At 49.8% G+C, this 22,460-nt stretch carries 22 protein-coding genes; 5 read left to right on the plus strand and 17 right to left on the minus strand.

What is annotated here, in order from left to right; all coding sequences use genetic code 11:
- Positions 1–28 precede the first annotated feature (28 nt).
- The 4 genes from H6G89_RS27020 to H6G89_RS27035 form a co-directional block, all read right to left on the minus strand.
- Entirely contained in the window at positions 29–2,380 is a 2,352-nt protein-coding gene (locus H6G89_RS27020) for a DUF5682 family protein (protein ID WP_190512470.1), read from the minus strand.
- Position 2,381: 1 nt separating this feature from the next.
- Entirely contained in the window at positions 2,382–3,533 is a 1,152-nt protein-coding gene (locus tag H6G89_RS27025; protein WP_190512472.1) for an ATP-binding protein, read from the minus strand.
- A 111-nt stretch (positions 3,534–3,644) separates the two neighbouring features.
- Entirely contained in the window at positions 3,645–5,174 is a 1,530-nt protein-coding gene (locus H6G89_RS27030) for a DUF5691 domain-containing protein (protein WP_190512474.1), read from the minus strand.
- Positions 5,161–6,492: an SWIM zinc finger family protein gene (locus H6G89_RS27035; RefSeq protein ID WP_190512476.1), complete on the minus strand. Its 1,332-nt coding sequence runs from the start codon at positions 6,490–6,492 to the stop codon at positions 5,161–5,163. The genes H6G89_RS27030 and H6G89_RS27035 overlap by 14 nt, the downstream gene beginning before the upstream one ends.
- A gap of 341 nt (positions 6,493–6,833) precedes the next feature.
- On the opposite strand from H6G89_RS27035, the gene H6G89_RS27040 reads away from it, so the two are divergent.
- Together H6G89_RS27040 and H6G89_RS27045 are read left to right on the plus strand one after the other, a co-directional pair.
- Positions 6,834–7,109: an HU family DNA-binding protein gene (locus H6G89_RS27040; RefSeq protein ID WP_190512478.1), complete on the plus strand. Its 276-nt coding sequence runs from the start codon at positions 6,834–6,836 to the stop codon at positions 7,107–7,109.
- A 321-nt stretch (positions 7,110–7,430) separates the two neighbouring features.
- Positions 7,431–9,173, plus strand: coding sequence for a CBS domain-containing protein (locus tag H6G89_RS27045; protein ID WP_190512488.1), 1,743 nt, complete (start codon positions 7,431–7,433; stop codon positions 9,171–9,173).
- Between the two features lie 117 nt (positions 9,174–9,290).
- Here the strand turns inward: H6G89_RS27045 and H6G89_RS27050 are convergent, their stop codons facing one another.
- Entirely contained in the window at positions 9,291–10,136 is an 846-nt protein-coding gene (locus H6G89_RS27050) for a YwiC-like family protein (RefSeq protein ID WP_190512489.1), read from the minus strand.
- Positions 10,137–10,319: 183 nt separating this feature from the next.
- Here H6G89_RS27050 and H6G89_RS27055 point away from each other — a divergent pair, with 183 nt between their 5' ends.
- Positions 10,320–11,303 carry a F510_1955 family glycosylhydrolase gene (locus H6G89_RS27055; RefSeq protein WP_190512491.1) on the plus strand — a complete coding sequence of 328 codons (984 nt, stop codon included), beginning with the start codon at positions 10,320–10,322 and terminating at the stop codon, positions 11,301–11,303.
- Positions 11,304–11,354: 51 nt separating this feature from the next.
- Here H6G89_RS27055 and H6G89_RS27060 read toward each other — a convergent pair whose 3' ends face one another.
- The 12 genes from H6G89_RS27060 to H6G89_RS27115 all read right to left on the minus strand — a co-directional run bounded on the left by H6G89_RS27060 (position 11,355) and on the right by H6G89_RS27115 (position 18,386).
- Positions 11,355–12,014, minus strand: coding sequence for a Na(+)/H(+) antiporter subunit B (locus H6G89_RS27060; protein WP_190512688.1), 660 nt, complete (start codon positions 12,012–12,014; stop codon positions 11,355–11,357).
- An 11-nt stretch (positions 12,015–12,025) separates the two neighbouring features.
- Complete coding sequence (locus H6G89_RS27065) at positions 12,026–12,643, minus strand: DUF4040 domain-containing protein (RefSeq protein ID WP_190512493.1); 618 nt, start codon at positions 12,641–12,643, stop codon at positions 12,026–12,028.
- A complete protein-coding gene (locus H6G89_RS27070; protein WP_190512689.1) occupies positions 12,633–12,914 on the minus strand; it encodes a monovalent cation/H(+) antiporter subunit G in 282 nt (93 codons plus the stop codon). The genes H6G89_RS27065 and H6G89_RS27070 overlap by 11 nt, the downstream gene beginning before the upstream one ends.
- An 18-nt stretch (positions 12,915–12,932) precedes the next feature.
- A complete protein-coding gene (locus H6G89_RS27075; protein ID WP_190512495.1) occupies positions 12,933–13,196 on the minus strand; it encodes a hypothetical protein in 264 nt (87 codons plus the stop codon).
- Positions 13,193–13,579, minus strand: a complete 387-nt coding sequence (locus tag H6G89_RS27080) for a Na+/H+ antiporter subunit E (RefSeq protein ID WP_190512497.1) — start codon at positions 13,577–13,579, stop codon at positions 13,193–13,195. The genes H6G89_RS27075 and H6G89_RS27080 overlap by 4 nt, the downstream gene beginning before the upstream one ends.
- The gene (locus H6G89_RS27085) at positions 13,576–15,024 is read right to left on the minus strand and encodes a cation:proton antiporter (protein WP_190512499.1); all 1,449 of its coding nucleotides are present in this window, start codon (positions 15,022–15,024) and stop codon (positions 13,576–13,578) included. The genes H6G89_RS27080 and H6G89_RS27085 overlap by 4 nt, the downstream gene beginning before the upstream one ends.
- Positions 15,021–15,353, minus strand: coding sequence for a cation:proton antiporter subunit C (locus tag H6G89_RS27090; RefSeq protein ID WP_190512501.1), 333 nt, complete (start codon positions 15,351–15,353; stop codon positions 15,021–15,023). Before H6G89_RS27090 ends, H6G89_RS27085 begins: the two co-directional genes overlap by 4 nt.
- A 276-nt stretch (positions 15,354–15,629) precedes the next feature.
- The gene (locus H6G89_RS27095; RefSeq protein WP_190512503.1) at positions 15,630–16,238 is read right to left on the minus strand and encodes an HPP family protein; all 609 of its coding nucleotides are present in this window, start codon (positions 16,236–16,238) and stop codon (positions 15,630–15,632) included.
- Positions 16,239–16,531: 293 nt separating this feature from the next.
- Entirely contained in the window at positions 16,532–16,801 is a 270-nt protein-coding gene (locus H6G89_RS27100; protein ID WP_190512504.1) for a hypothetical protein, read from the minus strand.
- Between the two features lie 37 nt (positions 16,802–16,838).
- A complete protein-coding gene (locus H6G89_RS35270; RefSeq protein ID WP_190512506.1) occupies positions 16,839–17,111 on the minus strand; it encodes a DUF1830 domain-containing protein in 273 nt (90 codons plus the stop codon).
- 120 nt (positions 17,112–17,231) lie between these two features.
- Positions 17,232–17,540 carry a hypothetical protein gene (locus tag H6G89_RS27110; RefSeq protein WP_190512508.1) on the minus strand — a complete coding sequence of 103 codons (309 nt, stop codon included), beginning with the start codon at positions 17,538–17,540 and terminating at the stop codon, positions 17,232–17,234.
- 153 nt (positions 17,541–17,693) lie between these two features.
- Positions 17,694–18,386: a response regulator transcription factor gene (locus H6G89_RS27115; RefSeq protein WP_190512510.1), complete on the minus strand. Its 693-nt coding sequence runs from the start codon at positions 18,384–18,386 to the stop codon at positions 17,694–17,696.
- Between the two features lie 4 nt (positions 18,387–18,390).
- Here H6G89_RS27115 and H6G89_RS27120 point away from each other — a divergent pair, with 4 nt between their 5' ends.
- Positions 18,391–19,863 (plus strand): sensor histidine kinase, encoded by a 1,473-nt coding sequence (locus tag H6G89_RS27120; protein ID WP_242060139.1) that lies wholly within the window; start codon positions 18,391–18,393, stop codon positions 19,861–19,863.
- 131 nt (positions 19,864–19,994) lie between these two features.
- Entirely contained in the window at positions 19,995–22,457 is a 2,463-nt protein-coding gene (locus tag H6G89_RS27125) for a CHASE domain-containing protein (protein WP_190512512.1), read from the plus strand.
- The last annotated feature ends 3 nt before the right edge of the window (positions 22,458–22,460 follow it).

Below are 22,460 nucleotides of genomic sequence, written 5' to 3' on the forward strand. Positions count from 1 at the left end.
CCTCACAGTGCAACCTCACAGTGCAACCTCACAGTGCAACACCTAGTAACTGAGCAATCAGAGGAAGAACCGCCTCTGCGCGATGACTATCCCACTCGCCAGGGCTGCTCCATGCTCTATTTGCCATACCCCGTTCCCCGTCCTGACGGACACGCTCTCCCATCTGACGACGCTCTGAGGCAGAAAAGGTGGAAAAGGTGCGACGCAACAGGGGCAGAACTGCCGTAAAGGTATCCCCTGAGAGTTGCATCACCCAGTCATCCAAAACCTGCCAGAGAGTTGGGTTGTGCAGTAACAACAGCCCACTCCCTGCAAGGAAGCCTTCAATCCAGTGGGCAGCATGGGCAGGCTCAGTAGCGGTAGAGAGTGCCAATCCCAGACGACGGGCAGTGTCTTCTGCCTGAAATACACCCGCCTCAAACAACAATCGGCAACACCGACCCGCCAACAGCCCATGCAATCCCTGCTGGTCTGCCAGTTTTGCCAGCACCTGTTGCCACCGCTCCAATGCATTCGGTTGCTGGAGTAACCCGATCGCCCCCTGCACTGCAATGATCAACCGATACAAATTAGCCGCCGCCTCATCATCCAGCGAAGCTGACGCCACCGGAAGACCAACGCAAATCCGGGTAATGAGCCCATCCACCACATGCCCCACCACCTCTGTCTCAAACTGGCGCACTGTGCCATAGCGCATGACGTTTACCAAAGGCGGCAACGCTGCCATCAGATGGGTAATGTCGCTCGCGATCGCCGCTTCAGCTTGCAGACGAGCCATCAGATGAGCGATTACCGATGGCAGATTTGCCACCAAAGTTTGATCAATCAACTCCGTCAACTCTGGCAAATTCGCTCGATTCGAGCGATCGCACGTCCAGGCGGTGGCTGCACTCTCAACCGTGTTTCCCCAAACGCCCGCCTCAATCAACCGAATCGCAAATTCGGGTTTCCACTGCAACTGCCACGACTCCCGAAACGTCCCTTTTGTGTTGCCCAGCAACTGGGGTTTGCCCCACGGGAGGTGGATCAGTCTCAGCCGATGCAACAGTTGCGATCGCTCCAGGTCAAGGGGTTTTCGTAAATCGAGGTCTAAGCTGGTTTCCGCTGCATCGGGTTTCATCCGCAATCGCTTTTGCTGTCGCTGGAGATCCTGCTGGAGCGGCACCATCGGCGTCTCGTCAGGAACCTTGCCCAACCGTTCACCGACAATCAACTGATTGTGAATCAATTGCATCGGGAGCGGATCCCCAAAGCACAGCACAGTTTGTGTGGCTTCGTTTAACTCCGGCAACCCAGGAAGGGGGCGATCGCGCAAAGCAGCCAGGGTTTCGGCTAAACGCACCGCTTCGATGACGTTTGCAGAAGAGGCATCCAGGTCTTGTTTGCGTAGCAATCGCGCCACTTGAGTCATCCAGCAAATTGAGCTATCCATTGTTTTGCTGGCACTCTGCGTTTGACCCCATTGTGGCGATCGCTGTTGGCTCCGTTCTCCCTGATCCCAGAGATGCTGATACCAGCCTGGTGACTCGATTCCAGCCCCATAGCCACTACTCATAGACAAGCGTCCATGTGTCCAGGGAACCCAGGTTGTCTCCACCTTACACTTGGGCAAGCCTTTCAAGAGCGCGTTATCGTCTTTAGCGGGAGGCATGTTAACCAGTGCAGGCGCGTGCCATGCTCCGCAAACCACAGCAATTTTTTGAAAGCCCTGCTTTTCCGCCTCGCGAATCGTTTTTCGCATGTAGGCTTCGCGGAGTGGTTCCAATGGAGATAACCAGGCGGTCGTCTGCTCCACCTCAGCCCGCAAAACAACCATTGCTTCGAGAATCGCCGCGAATAATTCCGTGCTGTCCTGCCGCTGTTCTACCAGGTGCTCCCACCAGCGTTCTCCATCGCTGTAGCCTGCGGCTTGTGCCAGGAGACTGAGGGGATCAGTCTGGCAGGTAGCCTGGGGCAGGGGGGAATGGGGAGTCGGGGCGATCGCCTCTGTGGCTTGACCCTCCTCCGCTACTTCATTGTCTTTCACATCTTCACCTGCCTCTCCTCCCATCGCCAATCGATGCGCTTGAGGCAAATCCATAAACCGCACGGGGACTTGCTGCTCCAGGGCATAGCGAAGGGCTTGCCACTCCGGTGAGAAGACAGCAAAGGGATAGTAGACCGCCCGCTGAGGATTGTCTGGGACGTAAACCAGTAAGGCGACCGGGGGACGCATCTGAGGATGGATCAGCAACGGCAGAGCAGCTTCAGCATCCGGTGGTCCTTCAACCAGCACCATGTCAGGTCGCAGTGCCTCTAACGACTGGCATAAGCTGCGAGCAGAACCGGGGCCATGATGACGAATACCAAAAATGTGAACACGAGAATGAGCAGTTGGCATATCAAATCATTTCCCGACTGGCACGATACAAGTCTTTCCAGCCATCGCGCTCTTTTACGACGGTTTCCAAATATTCCTTCCACACCACCTGATCTTGAATGGGATCTTTCACAACTGCCCCAACTAACCCAGAAATCAGGTCATTGGCTTTCAACGCCCCATCTCCAAAATGGGCCGAGAGTGCCATGCCACTATTCACCACGGAAATGGCTTCTGCGGTGCTGAGGGTGCCCGTTGGCGACTTCAGTTTTGTTTTGCCGTCGATTGTGACTCCATTGCGCAGTTCTCGAAAGATGGTGACCACTCGTTGAATTTCCTCCAATGCGGGCACTTCCGCAGGCAGTTCTAAAGCACGTCCCAGGCTTGTTACCCGCTGATGGACGATCGCCACCTCTGATTCGATTGTGTCGGGTACGGGCAAAATCACTGTATTAAAGCGGCGTTTTAATGCGCTGGAGAGTTCATTAACCCCGCGATCGCGATTGTTAGCCGTAGCGATCACATTAAAGCCCTTCGTCGCCTGAACTTCGGCATTCAGTTCAGGAATAGGCAACACCTTTTCAGACAAGACAGTAATCAGCGTATCCTGCACATCGGAGGGAATGCGCGTCAGTTCTTCCACACGGGCAATTTTGCCGTCTGCCATCGCCCGCATCATCGGACTCGCCACCAATGCCTCCATCGACGGACCTTCCGCCAGCAAGCGAGCGTAATTCCATCCATAGCGAATCGCCTCTTCGCTCGTGCCTGCGGTGCCTTGAATCAGCAGGGTAGAGTCACCAGAAATGGCCGCTGTCAGATGTTCAGATACCCAGGATTTAGCCGTTCCCGGAACGCCATAGAGCAACAGAGCGCGATCGGTAGCAAGGGTAGCGATCGCCACCTCCATCAAGCGTCGATTGCCGATGTATTTGGGAGACACTTCAAATCCGTTGTCCAGCGTTCCACCCAGCAAATAAATTGACACCGCCCAGGGGGATAGCTTCCAGTTGGGCGGACGTTGCCGAGTATCAGCTTGAGCCAATTCATCTAATTCGTGAGCAAATTGTTGTTCAGCGTGCTCGCGCAAAAGAGAGGAGGGAGGAGTTGGCGGTTGGGAGTTGGGAGTTGTCTGAGAGTGAGCGGTCTGAGCGTTCGCTTTTGGGGTTGCCATGGGTGATGGGGTGAAAGGTGGTGAGGATGTTTGACTGTGGAATTTGTAGCCTAGAAATCAATAACTAGAAATCAATAGGAATAAAGCTTTTGGAAACCAGTCTCGGTCTATCTAATGGGCACCCTGCGGAATGCTGTGCCCCACCGAGGACGGTTGCTCAAATGCTTGCCGCATGTCGTATCGAAATTGCAGTAATGCCAAAAAATGATGTATTGCACTATTCAAGATGGTGTTATCTTCAAATGTTGTTCTGAGGTCCGTTGCCTCCGTAATCAGTTCAGGTGGAATTCGTAAAGCAAACTCTTCCAGTGCGGAGCGCAATTGCCAGAGAACAGTTGTCTCAGGAACAAGATTGGATAAACCATGCATCACTTCACGCGCCAACTCTACACTCCAGGGGTTTTGGTGGCGTTGCAGTATCCAGAGAAGCTGATTAAGTTGACCGGGATCAGACTGTAATTCGTGAATCACAACTGCTTCCAGTTGTTCTTCTGATAAGACTTCGACACAGACTTGACCGCGTGCGCTTTTGCCGGAGTAATTGAGGATTGCGGCTGCCCAATCCCGATCGCCATGCCGTCTTGCCGCTTGTGCCCATCCATCTAATAAAACGGTTTTCCATTCACTCAGTGCCGCTGCTTTAACTAGCTCAGTCGGGGTTTGACAAAACGTTTGTTGCCAAAACCTCAACGGAACACCTGCGATCATTTGCAACAACCAGTTTGCTTTTTCTCCTAAATTTCGGTTAGGGGTTGATTGTCCAACGCCATCTCGTAACATCTCGGTATCACAACTTGCTGGCAGTTCGATTTGAATCCCATCCTGGTGTGCCTTTGCAGGGATCAAAGCGTTGATCCGTTCAGTCATGCGTTGACACAATCGCGAGTCTGGGAGGTTAGCCAGTAGGTCGGCTGCAACCCGACGCACCTCTTTACTGCGATCGCCCAATTTTTCCTCCAGGAACGGTTCATCTGCCATGCTCAACTCAATTCGGAGGATTTCAAGAAACTTAGCGCGATCGCCCGCTGACTCCTGGCTCCAGGTGCCTTGCAGTAGCTCTCTGGCGCGATCGGGCTGATGTGAGCGTAAATCTTGTAAATACAGCAGTCGGGCGGCTGTACTGCCCGTCTCCCAGTCCTCCTCTGTGGCTACCTCTACTGCATAGCTCCAATCGGGGTTTTGAGCAGCAAGCCAGCGTCCTCGCTGTCCTAACACAAGCAGAATTGCAGCCCGTAAATCTCGCTGTTGTCTTCCTGCGTCCAGTAATTCCGGCAGATACAGTTCAGGGACTCGCTGGCGTTGTTTGGAGGCGATCGCCAACCACTCTGGCAACACCTGGGTATATTGCCCCTGAAGCATCTGCTGTAGTAGACAAGCCGCACGGGGGCTACAACGGGGCAGATCGTCATCCTGGTAGGGTTTTTGAGCCACAACAGGATAGGTTCTGGGCAGCCAGCCTGCCTGTCGGTGTAGCGAGAGAATCGCCGCAGTCGTTAACAGAGCCGCTTCGGGGGACAGGTGACTCACTTGCGTCAATAGCTGCCCGACCTTGCCAGATACCATCGGAACGGTAAAAGGTTGCCGTTCAGTACCCAACAGCGCAGCGGATACCACCTGCTGCCAGGGATCATCCAAGCCCATACAGTGACTCCTCCATCCAAACGTTTAACGGCAACAGATCGTCTCCATTCCATTCCCCAAAAATGGTTAACGGTGTGCCTCCACTCAATGCCAACAGTTGCCACGCCTGTCTCGGCTCTAACCGATTGGAGAGCGGCAACACGGCTCCCTGAGCATCCTGAATCAGCCAGTGATCACCCTCCCGGAACGGCACAACGGCTTGCAACAACAGGGGAAACTGTTCCAACCAGGGACAAACCGCAAAGGCATGGCTATAGGTGGCGATCGCCTCTGCAATTGTCGTCTTTCCGGGCGGTTGCTTTGACAGCAACACCGCTTCCTGCCGAGTTTTGATCAGGGCACGTAGAGGGTAAGCACTGGGATAAAAAACAAGCTCTGCTTCCAGACAGGTGCCTGACAAAAAGCTGTGTTCAAACGGTTGCTGTCCATGGGCGAAATCGAGCAGGAGGGCAAAGGTAGCCGTACCGATGCCCAATAGCCATGTCCGACGAATCCTCAAACGATCTTCGACCTCAGTACGCTGTCCGACCACGAGCCAGAGATCGGAGTGGGGTTTACGGTTGAACACCTCATCTTGACTCACCGTCCAACCAATTTGCGTCCGCAGGTCCGCTTGCACCTCTAGTGGCAGGCTGTCGATGTGCTGAAACCCTTCTGTAATCAGATAAAGCTGTCCTAACCGCTCCAACAACCGAGCATGACCTCCAGCACTAAGATTGGCAAGACCCGCCATCTCCCGCAATTGACGAGCAAGCCCCGGAGCCTGAGCATCTACCATGCGTGCTGCAACGGTATCCCAAACCTGATAAGCCTCTTGTTGCACCGTCGCTAGCCCTTGCCGAACGCGATCTTCTAACCAGAGGCGCAAGTCCTGAATGCCCAAGCTCACCTTATGCTGTCGGGCAGCAGCCCGTTTTGCCTGTGCTGTCGGATCGGCAACCTGCTCCTGTTGCTTGGCTTGCTTTGCGGCTTGTTTTTCAGCCCGTTGAGAACGGCTCAAGACCCATTCTGCAACCCATGCAGGAGGCTCTGTTTCTGCAAATTCATTGGCTTGTTCTGCCAGTAGCAAGAAGAGTCCCAAACCATGCTTACAGGGAAACTTTCGACTCGGACAACTACAGCGAAACGCAGGTTCACTGACATCAATCTGCGTCCGGTAGGGATCGTTGCCACTGCCCTGACACTCCCCCCACACCACGCTTGAGGAACACCCCAGAGACGACCATTTCCTCAGTGTCGCCAATCCTCGTCCATTTTTAGCGGAAGCTGCATCTGGTGCGAGTGCCAACACTTGTTCAGATGTCCATTGGGAGGGCATAGTCACTCCAGATGCATCGTATTAGGGATAACTCTCCCAAGCTTTGATAACTTTGCTATCCAGGCAACGTCATCAGTAGATTTACTATCACCAACAATTATAGTACTTTTGAACTAATTCTATCGAAAGAGATGAATTTCAGGACTTTACAAAATGTGACGGTTGAGGTGATTAACTCGCGCAATTTTGTGATTGTTTAGCTATAAAAGTGGCTATAGCTATGAGATACACGCTCTATCGTGTGTATTTGTTACGCCAGAATCTTTAAATTGATTCAGTTCCCAAGAAGCTGTAGTACAATTGCGCAAACGTTTGTTATCCCTTAGTTTGAGGAGTTACAGATGAACAAAGGTGAATTAATCGATGCGATCGCCGAGAAGGCGAGTGTTTCTAAGAAGGATGCTGACCGGATTTTGACCGCAGCTCTAGAGACGATTCAAGAGGCAGTTTCGTCGGGTGAAAAAGTCACCCTGGTTGGGTTTGGTACCTTTGAGCCGCGTGAACGTTCGGCTCGTGAGGGCCGCAATCCTAAGACAGGCGAAACGATGACGATTCCAGCGACACGAGTTCCAGCCTTTAGTGCCGGAAAGCTGTTTAAAGAAAAAGTTGTTAGCTAAGTACTGCTATTCACAGATAGGGTTTGGAAATAAAACCAGGGGAGTGCGGGGGCTGCGCCCCCAGCCAGGGGTTTCACCCCTGCACCCCAAATTCCCACCCTGATTTACAACGAGTCGTACTAAGACTCCATTACAGAAGTCGGTATACCCTATAGCACCCGTTTTACGGTTGTTGTAGGGTTTGTTTTTGCCCGTACTCAGACGGATTTAGTCAGTGAATGACAGCCAATTCATGGTCTGTGTCCTCTAACTTTTGAGGGAATTGAGGCATTCTAATAAGTAATGCTTTGAGTAAACCTGACCTGCTCATTTTCCTCCCCCATGCAACTTGAAAGCCTATCCGCTTATTTGCCATCTCTAGAGACAACAATCGACTCACAACCGACCCTTGTTGCGCCTGGTACTCCCCTCATCGAAGTCATTGCCCGAATGAGTCAGGTTACCCAACAGCAGTGCATTCTACCGACAGACTCAAACAGTGCAGCGTTTGACTCGGCGTTGTTGCAAGCCAGCAGTGCCGTCTTGGTGGTAGAACAATCAAAACTCATTGGCATTTTTACAGAGCACGACCTGGTCAAGTTAACCGCTGCCCAAACTCAGTGGCGCGACCTCAAAATTGAGGATGTTATGAGCCATCCCGTCGTAACGCTGACAAAAGCTCCCGCGCTCAGTTTACTAGCTGCCCTTTCAATTTTTAGAGAGTATAAAATTCGCCATCTGCCAGTTTTAGATGAGCAGGGAAATATTTTAGGGTTGATCAGCTCTGGCAGCATTCGCAAAGCTCTGCAACCGTTAAATATGTTGAAGTGGAAACAAGTGCGGGATGTCATGACCTGTGAGGTAGTGTCTGCCCCGGCTTCAACCAATGTTCTGACGTTGACGCAATTGATGATCCAGCATCAAGTCAGTTCCATTGTCCTGACTCAGAGTGATATTCAAACAGGCTCTCAATCCCTGTATGCTGTCGGTCTAATCACTGAACGAGATATTGTGCAATATCAGGCTTTAGAGCTTGATCTGTCTAGCCTGCGAGCTGAGGCAGTGATGAGTACTCCTCTATTTCAAATTCATCCCTCAGACCCGTTGTTAAAAGCCCAACAGTTAATGCAACAACACCGCATTAGACGATTAGTTGTTACTGGAGAGCAGGGAGAGTTAAAGGGAATTGTGACTCAAGGCAGTTTGCTGAGAGTATTTGATCCACTGGAAATGTATGAATTGTTAGAATTTTTGCACCAAACCGTCGAGCGACGAACGACTGAACTGCATCAAATCAACCAGAAACTCCAGACTGAAATTTTAGAACGAGAATTAGTCGAAAGCCACCTTCGCGAAACTCTACTGAAAGAACAGGAATTGAACCAATTTAGAAGTTATGTAACTGCAATGGCATCTCATGATCTGCGGTTGCCATTGACGAATATTTCGATGGCAGCAGAGCTATTACAACTAAAAGGAAATGTGATTTCTGAGGCAAAAAGAGAGCAGTATCTCGATCGCATCCGATTAGCCGTGAAGCAAATGAATGTGTTGTTAAACGACATTGTCACCATTAGCGAGGTTGAATCTGGAAAGCTAGATCTCAATTCAGGCACTTTGGAACTGGTGCAATTTTGTCAGACGTTGATTGAAGAAATCCACCTGGCAACCCAGTCTAAGTGCGTGATTCAGTTTAACTGCGGTGTTGCTGAAGGGATGACCACGGTGGATGAAAAAGTCCTTCGGCAAATTCTGGTTAACTTGCTTTCCAATGCAGTTAAGTACTCACCCGCAGGCACAACCGTTACATTTGATTTGCTGACTGAAGCCGATCACGTTGTCTTTCGGATTCAAGATCAGGGAATTGGGATTCCAGAAAAAGATCAGGAGCAATTGTTTGAACCCTTTTATCGTGCCAGCAATGCTCACAGCTTTGAAGGCACAGGCTTGGGGCTTGCCATTGTGAAACGATGTGTAGACGCCTATCAGGGGGCGATCGCCCTCACTAGCCAGATCGGCTCAGGAACCCTCTTTACCATTCGATTGCCGTTGGTGGTCAACCTGAGCCAAGTCTCTCCACAGTGAGCCTTTCCCCAACTAGTGTTGCGAACACAAAGTTCTGCAATGTAGGGGGTTTGGGGACTTCGCCCCCAAGAAGGGGTTCCACCCCTTCACCCCTTTCAAACCTTATTTTTTGCTGTACTAGCCTGGTAGATGTGCTGGTAAGAGAGATAAAGCCGCGATCGCCAGAAATAACAGAGCCGTTCCAGTCTCCAACATGGCAACAAACTGGATTTTGGTCGTGCAATACCACTCTTTTTGCCAAAGAATAATGCCCAGCTTGAGCAGCGCAACGCTAAACGCCAGTGCCGTTAGAGGAGATAACCAACCGATCGCCCACAGTCCTGCAACTACTACAGAAGCGATCGCATGGTAGAGCAGACTGGGAGTAAGAGGGTGCTGTTTATTTTTGCGAAACTTGACAGTAAAGATAGCACTGGAGAAAAATAAACCGTTCAACAACCACAACCCCAACACTGGAGTTGCAAGAGTCCCTGTGGTCACAACATACGCCAGTGGAGTTGATAAACACACGGCAAAGAAGGTGATCAACTCATTCAGAACCGATTTTTGTTCGCGATAAAAGACAGAAACAGCATCAATCCCAAAGGCAGCGATCGCTCCCAAATAGATCCACAATAAAGGAGTTTGCAGATTCCCCTGAAGCCAGTAGAGGTAAAGCGCAAGGGCGATCGCCACGACGGAATACAATCCACCCCAGACCAACAATCGCGGTTTCAAACTCCGCCGTTGCTTGATCTGCACCACCAGTGGATGTTCTGCTTGAAAACCACAGAAAGCTGTCATGAGAGCCAGTGTTGTTGCCCATGTCCAATGGAATGCAGCAGCGGCTCCGATCAAAAAGGACACCAGCAGCATGATGTACACCCCATGCTCTGGAGATACGGTCGGACGATACCACACTGGCGCGTTAGACTGACGCGGAGATGGCTCGGTTGCAGTTGAGTTGAGCGGCGGTGAAGTCATAATGTAGCTCCCTATCGCTCCCAGTTTAACAAGCAGGAGATTTAAGGATTTCTTCTACTTAAAACAGCCGCAAAGTGGTCACTCTAAGGGTAGAAACGCATCATTGCCAAACTGGCAGTGCTTTTGTGCTCCACCTGTGGGCACCGTCAAACTAGCAGGCACCGTAACTCTAGGAGTTTCGTTATGCATGAATCTAAATCCTATGTCAGCAACAGCCTCAAGCTGGCAATTGGTGTAGTGGGAGCGATCATGGTTGTCAGTTGTTCCACATCACCACTCCCCAATCAAACCACTACGAGTCCCCAACCCTCAGTCCTCGACGCTTCACCGACACCCTCCAGCGAACCGATCGCGATCGCTCTCACCCCCGCATCACCCAATTGGCGAACCACTACCCACATTCATGGCATTGGTGTCAGTGCAGAAAATCCCAATATTCTCTATGTGGCGACCCATCAAGGTTTGCTGCAACGCTCAGAAACCGGGCAATGGGCATGGGTCGGGCAAGGACAGGATGACTTGATGGGCTTTATGGTTGACCCGGCAAACCCCAACCGCTTTTACTCCAGTGGGCACCCACCCAACGGGGGTAACCTGGGATTTCGTGCCAGTGACGACAAAGGACAACACTGGGAACAGATCTCCATGCCGGGAATGGATTTTCATACGATGGCGATCGCTCCCAGCAATCCTGCCATCCTCTACGGTTGGGCGGGCAATTTCTTTGCCTCAAGGGATGGTGGGCAAACCTGGACACAACCCGACATGACCGGACTCAGTGCCCACCCGTTCGGTTTAGCGGTTGCCCCCGATGATCCCCAACATGTCTTTGCGACTACTTCAGAAGGTCTATACGAGAGTCAGGATGGCGGTAACACCTGGGCTGTGGTTGACGGTTCTCAGAATGCTCTGCTGGTGGGGTTAATCTTCACCCAGGAAGACAGCACAACAACCCTGCATGGCTATCGCTTACTCGCCACCGCACCGGGCATCTACCAAAGTTCTGACTGGGGCAAGACCTGGGAGGCAGTAGAAACTCAGATTGACGAAACGATTGTTTACCTGACCGTTGCTCCCAGCGATTCTCAAATTCTCTATGCTGCCAGTGAGCACAACACCCTCCTTAAATCAGAGGATGGCGGTAAAACCTGGGAGGAATTGTTTTAATGGGTTTTAGGAATTAGACCGAATTGATTCGAGAACGAAGCTGACGGAGGTCTACAACAAGCCCCGATAGCGGATGAATACCAATACTGCTGCCCAAGAACCAAGTGCAACTTTAACCGCAACTAGAACATTCAGAATTGGCAAGAAACCACCGCTAAATAATGCACCCATCTCTCCATGCGGCAATTCAAAACCGGATAAGACAATCACCGACAGAATAATAAACACCAACACCGAAATCTTCTCCCAGACGGCAGCACGCCAGCGTTGGTAAACAGCTTGCATCCACTCTGGCGAAGACGTGATTGCCACTAGCCCGATTGCCGTTCCTCCGGCGACTCCGGCGGCAAACCCACCCCCCGGACTGAGATGCCCCCGAATCGCCAGTTCAAAGCCGACCAGGGCTGCGATGGTTGCCCCAAAGCGTGCCAGGACAATCGAAGCTTGATCAGTAAACTGATAAATGGCACAGGAAGGTTGCTCATTTGCCAGGAGAAACTTACTGCCAAGAATAGCGATTGTAAACACGACAACCTCAAAGATTGTGTCGTACAACCGATTTCTAAAAATGATGCCCGAAACCGCATTGGGCACTCCACTATCGGTTACGACCGCATCCACAACGGATTTGGCTAACTCCGGCGTAGGATTGGGAATCAGGAGCATCTTGATGAACAGGGCAACTCCGGCGGCAATGTAAAGCCATTTGATGGACAGTTCTTTCATGAATGTGCCTCCTCCAGATCAACGGTTTTGGCTTCAGCCTTGTCACTCAGTGAAGCATCCTGAGCAATATCGACATAGCTAAGGCTGGTGACGGTAGGAGCCAGTTTGTTGTGAAAAATCTCAAAGAGTCGATGCACTCGGAATGTAATGTGGTAGGGGCAGGCTGCATCCGGTGCCTCTAATGCTGAAGGCGATCGCCCCTGACAAATGCCATGCACATCTCGATCCTTTAAGGCTCGCTGGAGAGATTGCACATTCGCATGGGGCACTAGTTCTAATCGCAGATGATATTTGTTCAACGTTTTGCGGAGATCGTCTGTCAGTTGAGCAAAGGCAGGACACGCTTCTGTCTCAGCATCTTGCTCCAAAATGCCCAACCGCATCACCAGTGAGGAGCGTACAGCGATCGCATACAGAGTAATCGCCAGCATTGTGCCCACCAATGCCTCGGTTAATGCCACATCTGCTGCACCCAACACGGCATAGCTCATCGCCGCGATCGCCCCCAAAATGCCGCGAATCACCAGGGCATGATACGGATCGTCCTGCAACACAACCATCGCTGCCGCTAAAGGCAACAGAGCCAGGATGATGTAGAGATAGCTATCGGTCATAGGATTCTCCGCGACTAGAACAATACGCCAATACGTAGCCCAACATAGTGTTCCAAAGTGCCAGAGAGATAATCGCCAGTATTAACCAGGGCCACGCACTGGGCACCTGAAGCAATACTCCGACAATGATCAAAATGGCACCCAGGGTGTCGGCAATTGAAAGGCTGTGCAGTTTATAGAGCACCGATCGCCGATCGAGCAGATGAAAAGTACCCCAGAACATAAAGACCAGCCCAATACCGATGGAGACGTAGCTTAAAACATGGATCATCATTGCCTCACTGTTGCTTTACTGGTTGGAGTAATTCATGCGTTTCAGAATGTGCGCCAACAGCATCAGTCCTGCGTTGCCGACACTCAAGATGATGACCCCCGCCACCGCCACCATTAAATCGTTTCGCACCGTGGCTACAACCAAGATGATCAACGCTGTCTTTGTGGCAACACTGGTTAGTGCCAACATCGTCTGCCAGATATCCTCATTGCGCCACGCCTCATACAGTGGGATCAGCATTGCCCCCAGCAAAGCAAACACAACCAGTGTTAAATTCATGCGCTTCTCCTCCGACGAGTGACCTGATGCACCTCATACGAACCGTCTTTGTGATGGTTGAGAACAATGGTTTTGGGCGTAAAGGTAATGACGAAAATGTCTAAAAAGACGAGTCCGGGCGATCGCCGCGATCGCACCCGCTCCATGACTATCTCCTCCGCCTGATGGGGACGCAGAATCAGTTCTACTGCCTCTATATAGGCTTGAGGAATCGCCTTCAACACCTTCCACACCATCCGCAACCATTCTCGCCAGGACTCTCGTGAGATGCCCTGATGGGGCAGTAACAGCGCAATGCAAACGCCAATGATGATATTTGCCAGACTAAAGTTAGCCGTTAGCAAAAACCAGAGTGTGAGTCGCAGTAGGAGTTGTCCGATCATGTTGCAAACACCGCCCAAAAGAGAAAGACCAACATCAGGCTCATCATCCCCATCAACTGATCAAACTGCTCTAAAAATCGGGGTAATTTGACCGATAACCGTTTCACGATCAAGAGGTACACCAACCAACCCAGGGCGATCGTTGCCAGAGGTTTGATGATATTGCCAAGCGTGTAAGCCTCGATATAGACAAGATTGGCAACCAATAAGCTGACAATCAAAAGCGTGACCGCCAACCAAAAGCCACGGTTGACCTTACCCAGTTCCTCCGGTTTCTCAACCTTCTTGTGAGGTAAGAAGATAAATTTGGCAAAAGAGATCGCAGTTCCCAGAGCCGCTAAATTCATGCCGATAACCTGCCAGGACACCAGATTTTTCATCGTCAAGATCTTTGCCCCAAATCCAGACAGCATGGGGAAGCCAGAAATGGAAAAACTGGCAGCAACCAGCACAATCCACAAAGGAGTGGCGATCGCCTTCTCTTGCAACTCTTTAAAGCTGCGACTGGGTAAAACCCCAGCAATCAAAAACAAAGCCGCTTTGACCAGTCCGTGTGTCAGGGCGTAAAACCCACCGACTTCGGGGGCTGCCAGAATGAAGCCCAACTGAGAGATCGTGTGAAACGCCAACATCCGCTTGGTGTCTTTTTCAAAGCAGGCGTAAACCACCCCCAACACCGCTGTGCCAACCCCAAAAGCCCGAATGATGGGGTCTAGCTCTCCGACGATCAACGCACAACGCACCAGGGGTAACACGCCTGCTTTCACCACAAAGCCTGACATCATCGCCGAGACAGGGGCCTCCGATTCGGAGTGGGTGACTGGCAACCACAGCCCAGAGACAAAAATGCCACCCTTGACCAATAAGCCCATAAAAATCAGCGCAAGGGCTTCAGGTGGAGCATTTTGCACACCAGCAAAGCTAAAGGAATGGCTAGCTTTATAAACCAGCAATGCTCCCACCAGATAGAACAGCATTGCCACGTTGCTGGTGAACAGGTAGCGTAACCCAACCCAAATGGAGCGATCGCTGCGGGGATAGGAAATCAGCAAGAACGCTGCAATGCTCAAGACTTCCAGTGCGACATACAGGCTCACAAAGTCCGTACAAGCAAAGGCTGCATTCACGCTGCCATGCAGGATCACAGCCTGTCCATAGAAAAAAGCAGTCCGAGGGGTTTGCCAGCAATAAACAACCACCGCTGCCGTCACCAGAGCATTGGTCAAGATAAAGAACCCTGCCAACGGATCGACCAGTAACGTAACCCCAAAATTATCGAGCAATTGCAGTGTGACTGGCGTTGGAGCAGAGAACACCAGCGTTGCATAGGCAGCAGAAGCTAACGCCATCCCCAGTGCCAGATATCGATCCAGCTTTGGAATGAGATAGACGACAAAGCCTATAAAAAAAGGTAGAGCTATCCAGGCGATCGTCAGAACATTCATAACGTATTGTTCTTCTCAATCACATCACTTTCCAGCGTTGGGTTATCCCGCGAGAGTTTCATTACACCCACGAGCATGAGTGCCTGAATTGAAAAACCGATCACGATCGCCGTGAGGATGACTGCCTGAGGCACCGGATCAGCATAGGCTGTCTGCCCTACTGACGCAATCGGCGTAAATACACCATCTCGCGATGCAATCAGCACGTAGTAGGCAATCACACCTGTGCTCATAACATCCATAGAGACGATTTTCATCACCAAACTTTTTTTAAGAATGATGCCGAAAAATCCGAATAATACTGTTGCAAAGACACACGCTTCTAGCACGGGAGTTGCCTACCGAGTAAGGAACAAATGCATATGAGGTACACGTTTAGTCACCTAAACGGCAATGCCACTCAAGCAACTACTCGGCTGATGTCAGGGGATAACCAACACCAACCCTATTCAATTCATAGATAAAAAACGATGATTTTCGGTCAAACCATAACAATTTTATGATACGCAATCCTGCCACTTCTGTGGCACATCGCACCATAGAGATTCAATATAGAAACAAGTTGAGGTTTTCTATAGATTCAGGTATTGCTTTTTTGTCCATCTTTAGAACCAACGCTTAGGGTAGGTTCTGCCTGGAACCAAATTATTAAAAACAATCGTACAGACAACCAGCACCACCGACCCAACCAACACAGGAATCCAGACAAAATCCCAGGAGGCTTGACTCATCACCCCCAAAAGGGCGATCGCCCCTCCAGGTGGATGTAGCGTTTGGGTTAGCTGCATTAACTTGATAGCAGTCGCAACTGCCAGAGCCATGACCCACGGTTCTGTGCCAAAAAGCTGCACTAATAAAACACAGGTGATAGCCGCAAGACAGTTTCCTCCAAGCACATTGCGAGGTTGTGCCATGGGGCTATCGGGTACAGCAAACACAAGGACTGCTGTCGCTCCAAACGGTGCCGCAATCAGAGGATAGCCACTATGAATCGTTAGATAGGCGAGCACTGCAATTCCTAAAAAACTGCCTAGGTAGGACAGCAAGATTTGGCGATAAGGACTCCAAACTGACTCCGCGAAGATGTCCTGCCATGGTGCAGGTGGGCGTTGAGCAATCCGCTGCTGTGTTCGCGAGAGAAACCACCTGACTCGCCTCCATGTCAAGGCTTTGGGGGTCAAAGACTGTTGGTATTTCGGCAATTTTCTCTGCATGATATGGCAGTTAAATAGTTGATTAGGACAGGATGTTAAGGGAGAACCCATGACTGAGAAAAACACCCTCGCATCCCCTCGTCTTAACTGTCTTGTGTTTTCGTCCCGACGGTTATTGGTAGACGAATAAATTGCAGTACCTAATCCTATTAAACAATGCTTGATCGGCAAAGAGACGAAATTTTCTGTAGTTTCTAATACATATTTTCTATAGGCAATATCGATTGAGTTGAATCCATCGCGTCACTCCAATTGATGGCTCAATGCTGACGGATTAAGATCACAACACGACCTCAATCGGTGGGGGCAGTTTTAACGTTATCTGCGTTCACGGTTGCGGCACGAATCGTTCGCAATTCATCCAGAGCAACTCCGACCAATTGTTGCCCATATTCGTTGTTACAGACAGCAATCCCACTGATTACGTTGATCGCTCGAATTTGCAAGGTTTGGTTGCCATAGTCCTGCTGAAGTTTTGGATCTGTACCAACATACTGAACCCAGTCTCCCAACTGCAACTGAGCAGATTGAAGCTGACAAGACAATAACCTGAGTCTGACCATATTAGAACCGTGCTCTAAAAGTCATGATTGTTCTGTCTCAAGACTGTTCTGTCTCAATAATCTGCAACTCAGTGCATGGGATTTGTTTCACTCGATTTAGACTCGTTATCCCATTGACATAGATATCTAGAAATGCTGCGGATGTAGCGTAAAACAGCACTTGTTCGCCTGGAAAAACAACCTTTTCAAATCGTTGGGGCATGGTTTGCTCAACTCGCATGATTTGAATTTGGTTCGTTGTGTTGCGGTAATAAAAGAGCCGAGTTGTAGTGCAGTTCAGGGTGCGATCGGGATTTAAAAGCTCTATCACGAATTTACATCCTCCAGTTCAATCGTTCTCTCAACGGTTATTCGCAAATTGCTAGTCAGTAGTTTGGGTCAGCTCTTACACTTCACCAATACGCACCCTCAAAGTTATCAACTGAATTTATTAACTGAGTTGATGTTTAGCTGCATCAATATATTGGGCGATCGAGTGCTCTAGAGCATTCCGCTCATCAGAATTGAGCCATAGAAATTGCAGCTTTCCGCGCAAGAAGGTTGTTAGTGACAACCGCACGCTTTCCAAATCTGCCCGCAACCGCCCAGCACAGAGAGCCTGTTCAACGGTTAGATAGGACTGAGCATCTGTCACGGCATTCTGTTGCTCTGCCATAAAACATTGAAAACTATAGCCCATCTGCTCTTGAGCAACTTGAATCATCCATCCATGATAAAACTCTTCACTCATCAGATCCATTTGTTTCGTAGCACCTCCGTACCGTTTATCCCTCGCTTACATCAAGCGATTTAGACTTTCCCAATCAGGAAGAATACTGTACAGCTATGAAACTTTTATGCAGAAGAAATGCAGAAATTGTGCAGACACCCAAAAGGTTGCTCGCTACCTGCCTTACTTCAGGCGATAACCTAACCCATGTACTGTTTCAATGAAATCATCCGGTGCGCCCAGTGTTTTTAACTTTTGGCGCAGTCCCCGCATGTGAGAGTTGACGGTTTCTGCTACGGGTGAATCATCTGCCGACCACAATTGTTCAATGATGCCTGAGCGACTCAAAATTCGTCTGCCATTGGCAACCAGCAACTCCAACAGAGCGTATTCTTTGGGGGTCAAGCTGAGAGGTTGATTGTCATAGGTGGCTTCATGGGTGCTGGGGTTTAACTGAAGACTGCCCCAATGTAAGTTGAACTCACTTGTCGCAAACCCTCGTCGCAACAGTGCCCGCACACGAGCCATCAGTTCTTCGAGATCAAACGGCTTTGTCACGTAGTCATCTGCCCCTGCATCTAAGCCAACGATTTTGTCGGCGATCGTGTCTCGCGCAGTCAGCATTAAAACAGGGGTCGCACTTCGCAATAGCTTGTGTTTCTGCGCTTCTGTCATCCGCAACTGTTGACAAAACTGGATGCCGTTGAGCTTGGGTAGGGTGACATCAAGCACAATCAGGTCGTAGGCGATCGCCTCCACAAGATTCCAGGCAGCGGCTCCATCGCGTGCCACATCAACGACATACTGACGCCGCGTTAACGCTTCTGTTAAGACTTCTGACAATTGCACATCATCTTCAACAATCAAAATACGCATAGCTATGCCACGATCGAGAGATCAGCTTGAGTTCTATGTGTCCTCTATGAAATGGTCGCTTGAGGAAAAGGTTGTTGCCACCAGTTTAGGCGTCATCCTACTGCTATTAGGATTTGTCAACTTGATGTCCCCTAAAAATACAACAGAGTTGGTGGAAAATGCGAACCGAGTGCAATCGACCTACGACTTTTTGGGAAATTTGACAGATTTTTTAGCGGCTATGAGCGTTGCTGAGTCAGGGCGACGTGGCTATGTGTTCTCCAATCGGGAAGAGGAATTGGGTCGCTATCAGATAGCAATCCTGGAGATGGAAGCAGAGTTAAACCAACTGCAACAACAACCGAATCTTGCTCAACCCCAAAGACAACGGATTCAGCAATTAAGTCAGTTAACCCTGCGGCGGTTGGCATTGTTTGAGCAATCGATTACGCTTTACCAGCGCGATCGCTCCCCCACTGCAATGCAAACACAACATTCCATTACCGATCGCAGCGTGCAATTAAGGGGGCAAATTCAGACCTTATTAACTGACATCAAAAATGCAGAAAATCAACACCTTCAAACTTCGTTAGATCAAGCTCAAACCAATATCCGATATCGAGCATCGATTGAACGAATTGGCATTTTATTAAGCTTTATCCTGACCTGCGGCATCATTATTGTGTTTTATTGGGCACAACGACGACGACAAAAGTTACAGGTTCTCGAACAAACTTTAGCCCAGCAACGGGAACTGAATCACCTAAAATTGCGTTTGTTCTCAATGATTTCTCACGAGTTTCGTACACCGCTCAGCGTCATTCTGGCATCATCTCAACTGTTGGGCGAGATTTTAGAACCCAAGATTGAACAGAGTCATCTCAAAAATCTGTATCGGATTCAAACGTCTGCCAAACTCATGAATCGCTTGCTGACTGACATCTTGACGCTCACCAGGGCTGAGGCAGGCAACCTCGATTGCAAACCCGAATGGATTGACATTGAAGCTTTTTGTCTTAACTTGTTAGATGATCTACAATCCTCAATCCAATCGCTAAACACCCCATCCTCCCTCCAATCAGTTGACAACCTGCAACATACCCTTCATTTCACCAGTCAGGGAGGTTGTGGACGGGTGTATCTAGATGAAAAACTACTCTATTCAATTCTGAGCAATCTATTACTAAATGCGATTAAATATTCTCCTTCAGGAGGTCAAGTTTCTCTCAACCTTTACTGTGCACCGGAGCAAATTAAATTTGAGGTACAAGACCAGGGTATCGGTATTTTAGAGAGCGATCGCGACCATATTTTCATGCCCTTTTATCGGGGTCAAAATGTTGAGAGCATTGTAGGTAGCGGCTTGGGGCTTGCCGTTGTCAACAAATGTTTGGAATTGCAACACGGCTCCATTGCTGTTGAGAGTCAGGTCGGAGAGGGCACCCGATTTAGCGTCTCCATTCCCTGTCAGCAGAAGAGCGATCGCCACACGTCCTGACTTGACAGGAAGTAAAGGCAAAACTCTATCCTTTTGAAGACCTGATTCTTGCATCTGTAGCTAACAATAGAAGGTTTAGAGCAGGTTTTTAGAATTGGGTTTTCTCAGCTAAAAGCTGTATTAAACTTCCTATGAAAAAAGAGAAGTCGTTTCGTGTTTTTCAAGCACATCGTCATTGGGTTCCCTATTTTGTTTTGATAGGAACATTGGGTCTAACGATATTAGCAACGGCTTATGTCAAAGATTCAGCAGAGGATAAAGATCAAATTCGCTTTCAAAATGCTATTCAACGGACTGAGAACAATATTGAAAATCGATTAAACACTTACATTGCGATGCTGCGGGGCGGAGCAGGGCTATTTTCAGCCAGCAAGTCAGTCAATCGAGATGAGTTTCAAGCGTATGTCACGCGACTGTTGCTAGAGAAAAATTATCCAGGCGTTCAGGGAATCGGATTTTCTAAAGAATATTCAGCATCAGAGCGGCAACAAATCCTGACAGACCTGCAAATTGCAGGAATGAGCAATGTTACCCTCTCCCCTGGTTTTATCCGTCCGGTCTATTACCCCATCGTCTACCTGGAACCATTGGATCAGCGTAATCGGGCAGCGATCGGCTATGACATGTTCACAGAGCCGACTCGACGGGCTGCCATGGAGCGTGCACGCGATCAGGGAATACCTGCGGCATCCGGTAAGGTGGTGCTGGTGCAAGAAATTGATGAACAAAAGCAAGCAGGATTTTTAATTTACGTTCCAATTTATGAAGGGGGGGGTATCCCTGATACGCTGACAGAGCGACGCAACGAGCTAGAAGGCTTTATTTTTAGTCCGTTTCGAGCGGATGACTTGATGGCAGGGATCTTTAGTGTGGAACCCTATCCTGCTGTGAGCTTTCAAGTTTATGATGGCACCACACCCAGCCCAGACTCGTTGCTGTATAGCTCTCGATTACACGATGGCTCAGAGCAGTTAAACTACAAACCCCGGTATACTGCTACACTCACAACCTCGATTGCGGGTCGTCCCTGGACAGTCGTGTATGCCACCAAACCCGTGTTTGATGCCACCTCACAATTGGGTCTAGTTCCCTATGTGGCTTCGGGAGGAACGATTATTAGTCTGATCCTGTTTGGCATTACCCGCTCTCAGGTGCAAGCTCGCACTGACGCAGAACGGTCTGCTGCTAAACTCCGCCAATCCGAGTACAACCTCCAGCGATCGCACGATGAATTAGAAAACCGAGTTGAAGAACGCACGGCGGAGTTGTTGCAGGCGAACACCATTCTGCAAGCTGAAATCGCGGCTCGGCAACAAATTCAGGAGGCGTTAGAGCAGGCGGAGCAGTCTTTGAAACAAGCCCTATCGTTTGAAGCCATGCTGCGACGCATCACCGATCGAGTCCACGACAGCCTGGATGAGAAACACATTTTGCAGACAGCGGTAGAGGCATTGGCAACCGGACTTGACGTTGCCAGGTGCAACACGGGACTGTATGACCTGGATCAGGAGATCTCGACGATCTCAGCAGAAGCAACCGTTCATGAGCCATCGATGTTAGGGCGCACTGTACAAATGGTGGGCTTCTCCGAGGGGTATGAAGCCTTGTTGTCAGGGCAAAATTTACAATTCTGTATCATCGGCTCGGCTTCAACACCAGAACAGGTTTCGGTGTTGGCTTGCCCCATTTTTGATAATCAGGGCATCCTGGGTGATCTATGGCTGTTTCGCCCACCCCAACAGGTGTTTAGTGCGTTTGAGGTGGGTCTGGTGGAGCAGGTGGTGACTCAATGTGCGATCGCCCTGCGTCAGGCGCGACTGTATGAAGCGGCTCAGGCACAGGTCAAAGCATTAGAAAGAGTGAATTGGCTCAAGGATGACTTCTTGAGCACTGTTTCTCATGAATTGCGAACTCCGATGTCTAATATGAATCTGGCAATTCGGATGCTGGAGCTTACGTTTAGCAAACTAGAAAACCTCAATGGCGATCGCCAAAAAGCTCAGCAGTATCTCCAAATTTTGCACTCAGAGTGTCAGCGAGAGATCAACCTGATCAATGATTTGCTGGATTTACAACGGTTGGTATCAGGCAAACAACTCCAGAACGTCCAGAGCATCAACCTCCGCATCTGGCTGACTCAACTGGTTGAGCCATTTGAGGAACGCGCCAGAGCGAGACAACAAAGCTTAAAACTTCAGTTGTCCCCGCAGGACTTACCGCCGCTAGTAGCTGATATTGCGGGGCTAGAGCGGATCTTGAGTGAACTCCTTAACAACGCCTGCAAATACACTCCTCCCCATGAAACAATCACGGTTCACACTCAATCCTATCCAGGCAAAGTAGAGTTCTCTGTTTGCAATTCGGGCACTGAAATCCCTGAGGATGAGCAATCTCGCATCTTTGACAAATTCTATCGCGTACCCAACGCCGACCCCTGGAAACAAGGGGGAACCGGGTTAGGGTTGGCGTTAGCTCAACGACTAGCAGAACACATGGGAGGGCAGATCCAGGTGAGATCAGCTCAGAACATCACAACATTTACAGTCGTGGTTCCAAATCAAATCGTGCGCGATCGCATTCATGAACCTGTCTAACCC

This window comes from Oscillatoria sp. FACHB-1407 (genome assembly GCF_014697545.1).
Lineage (GTDB): Bacteria > Cyanobacteriota > Cyanobacteriia > Elainellales > Elainellaceae > FACHB-1407.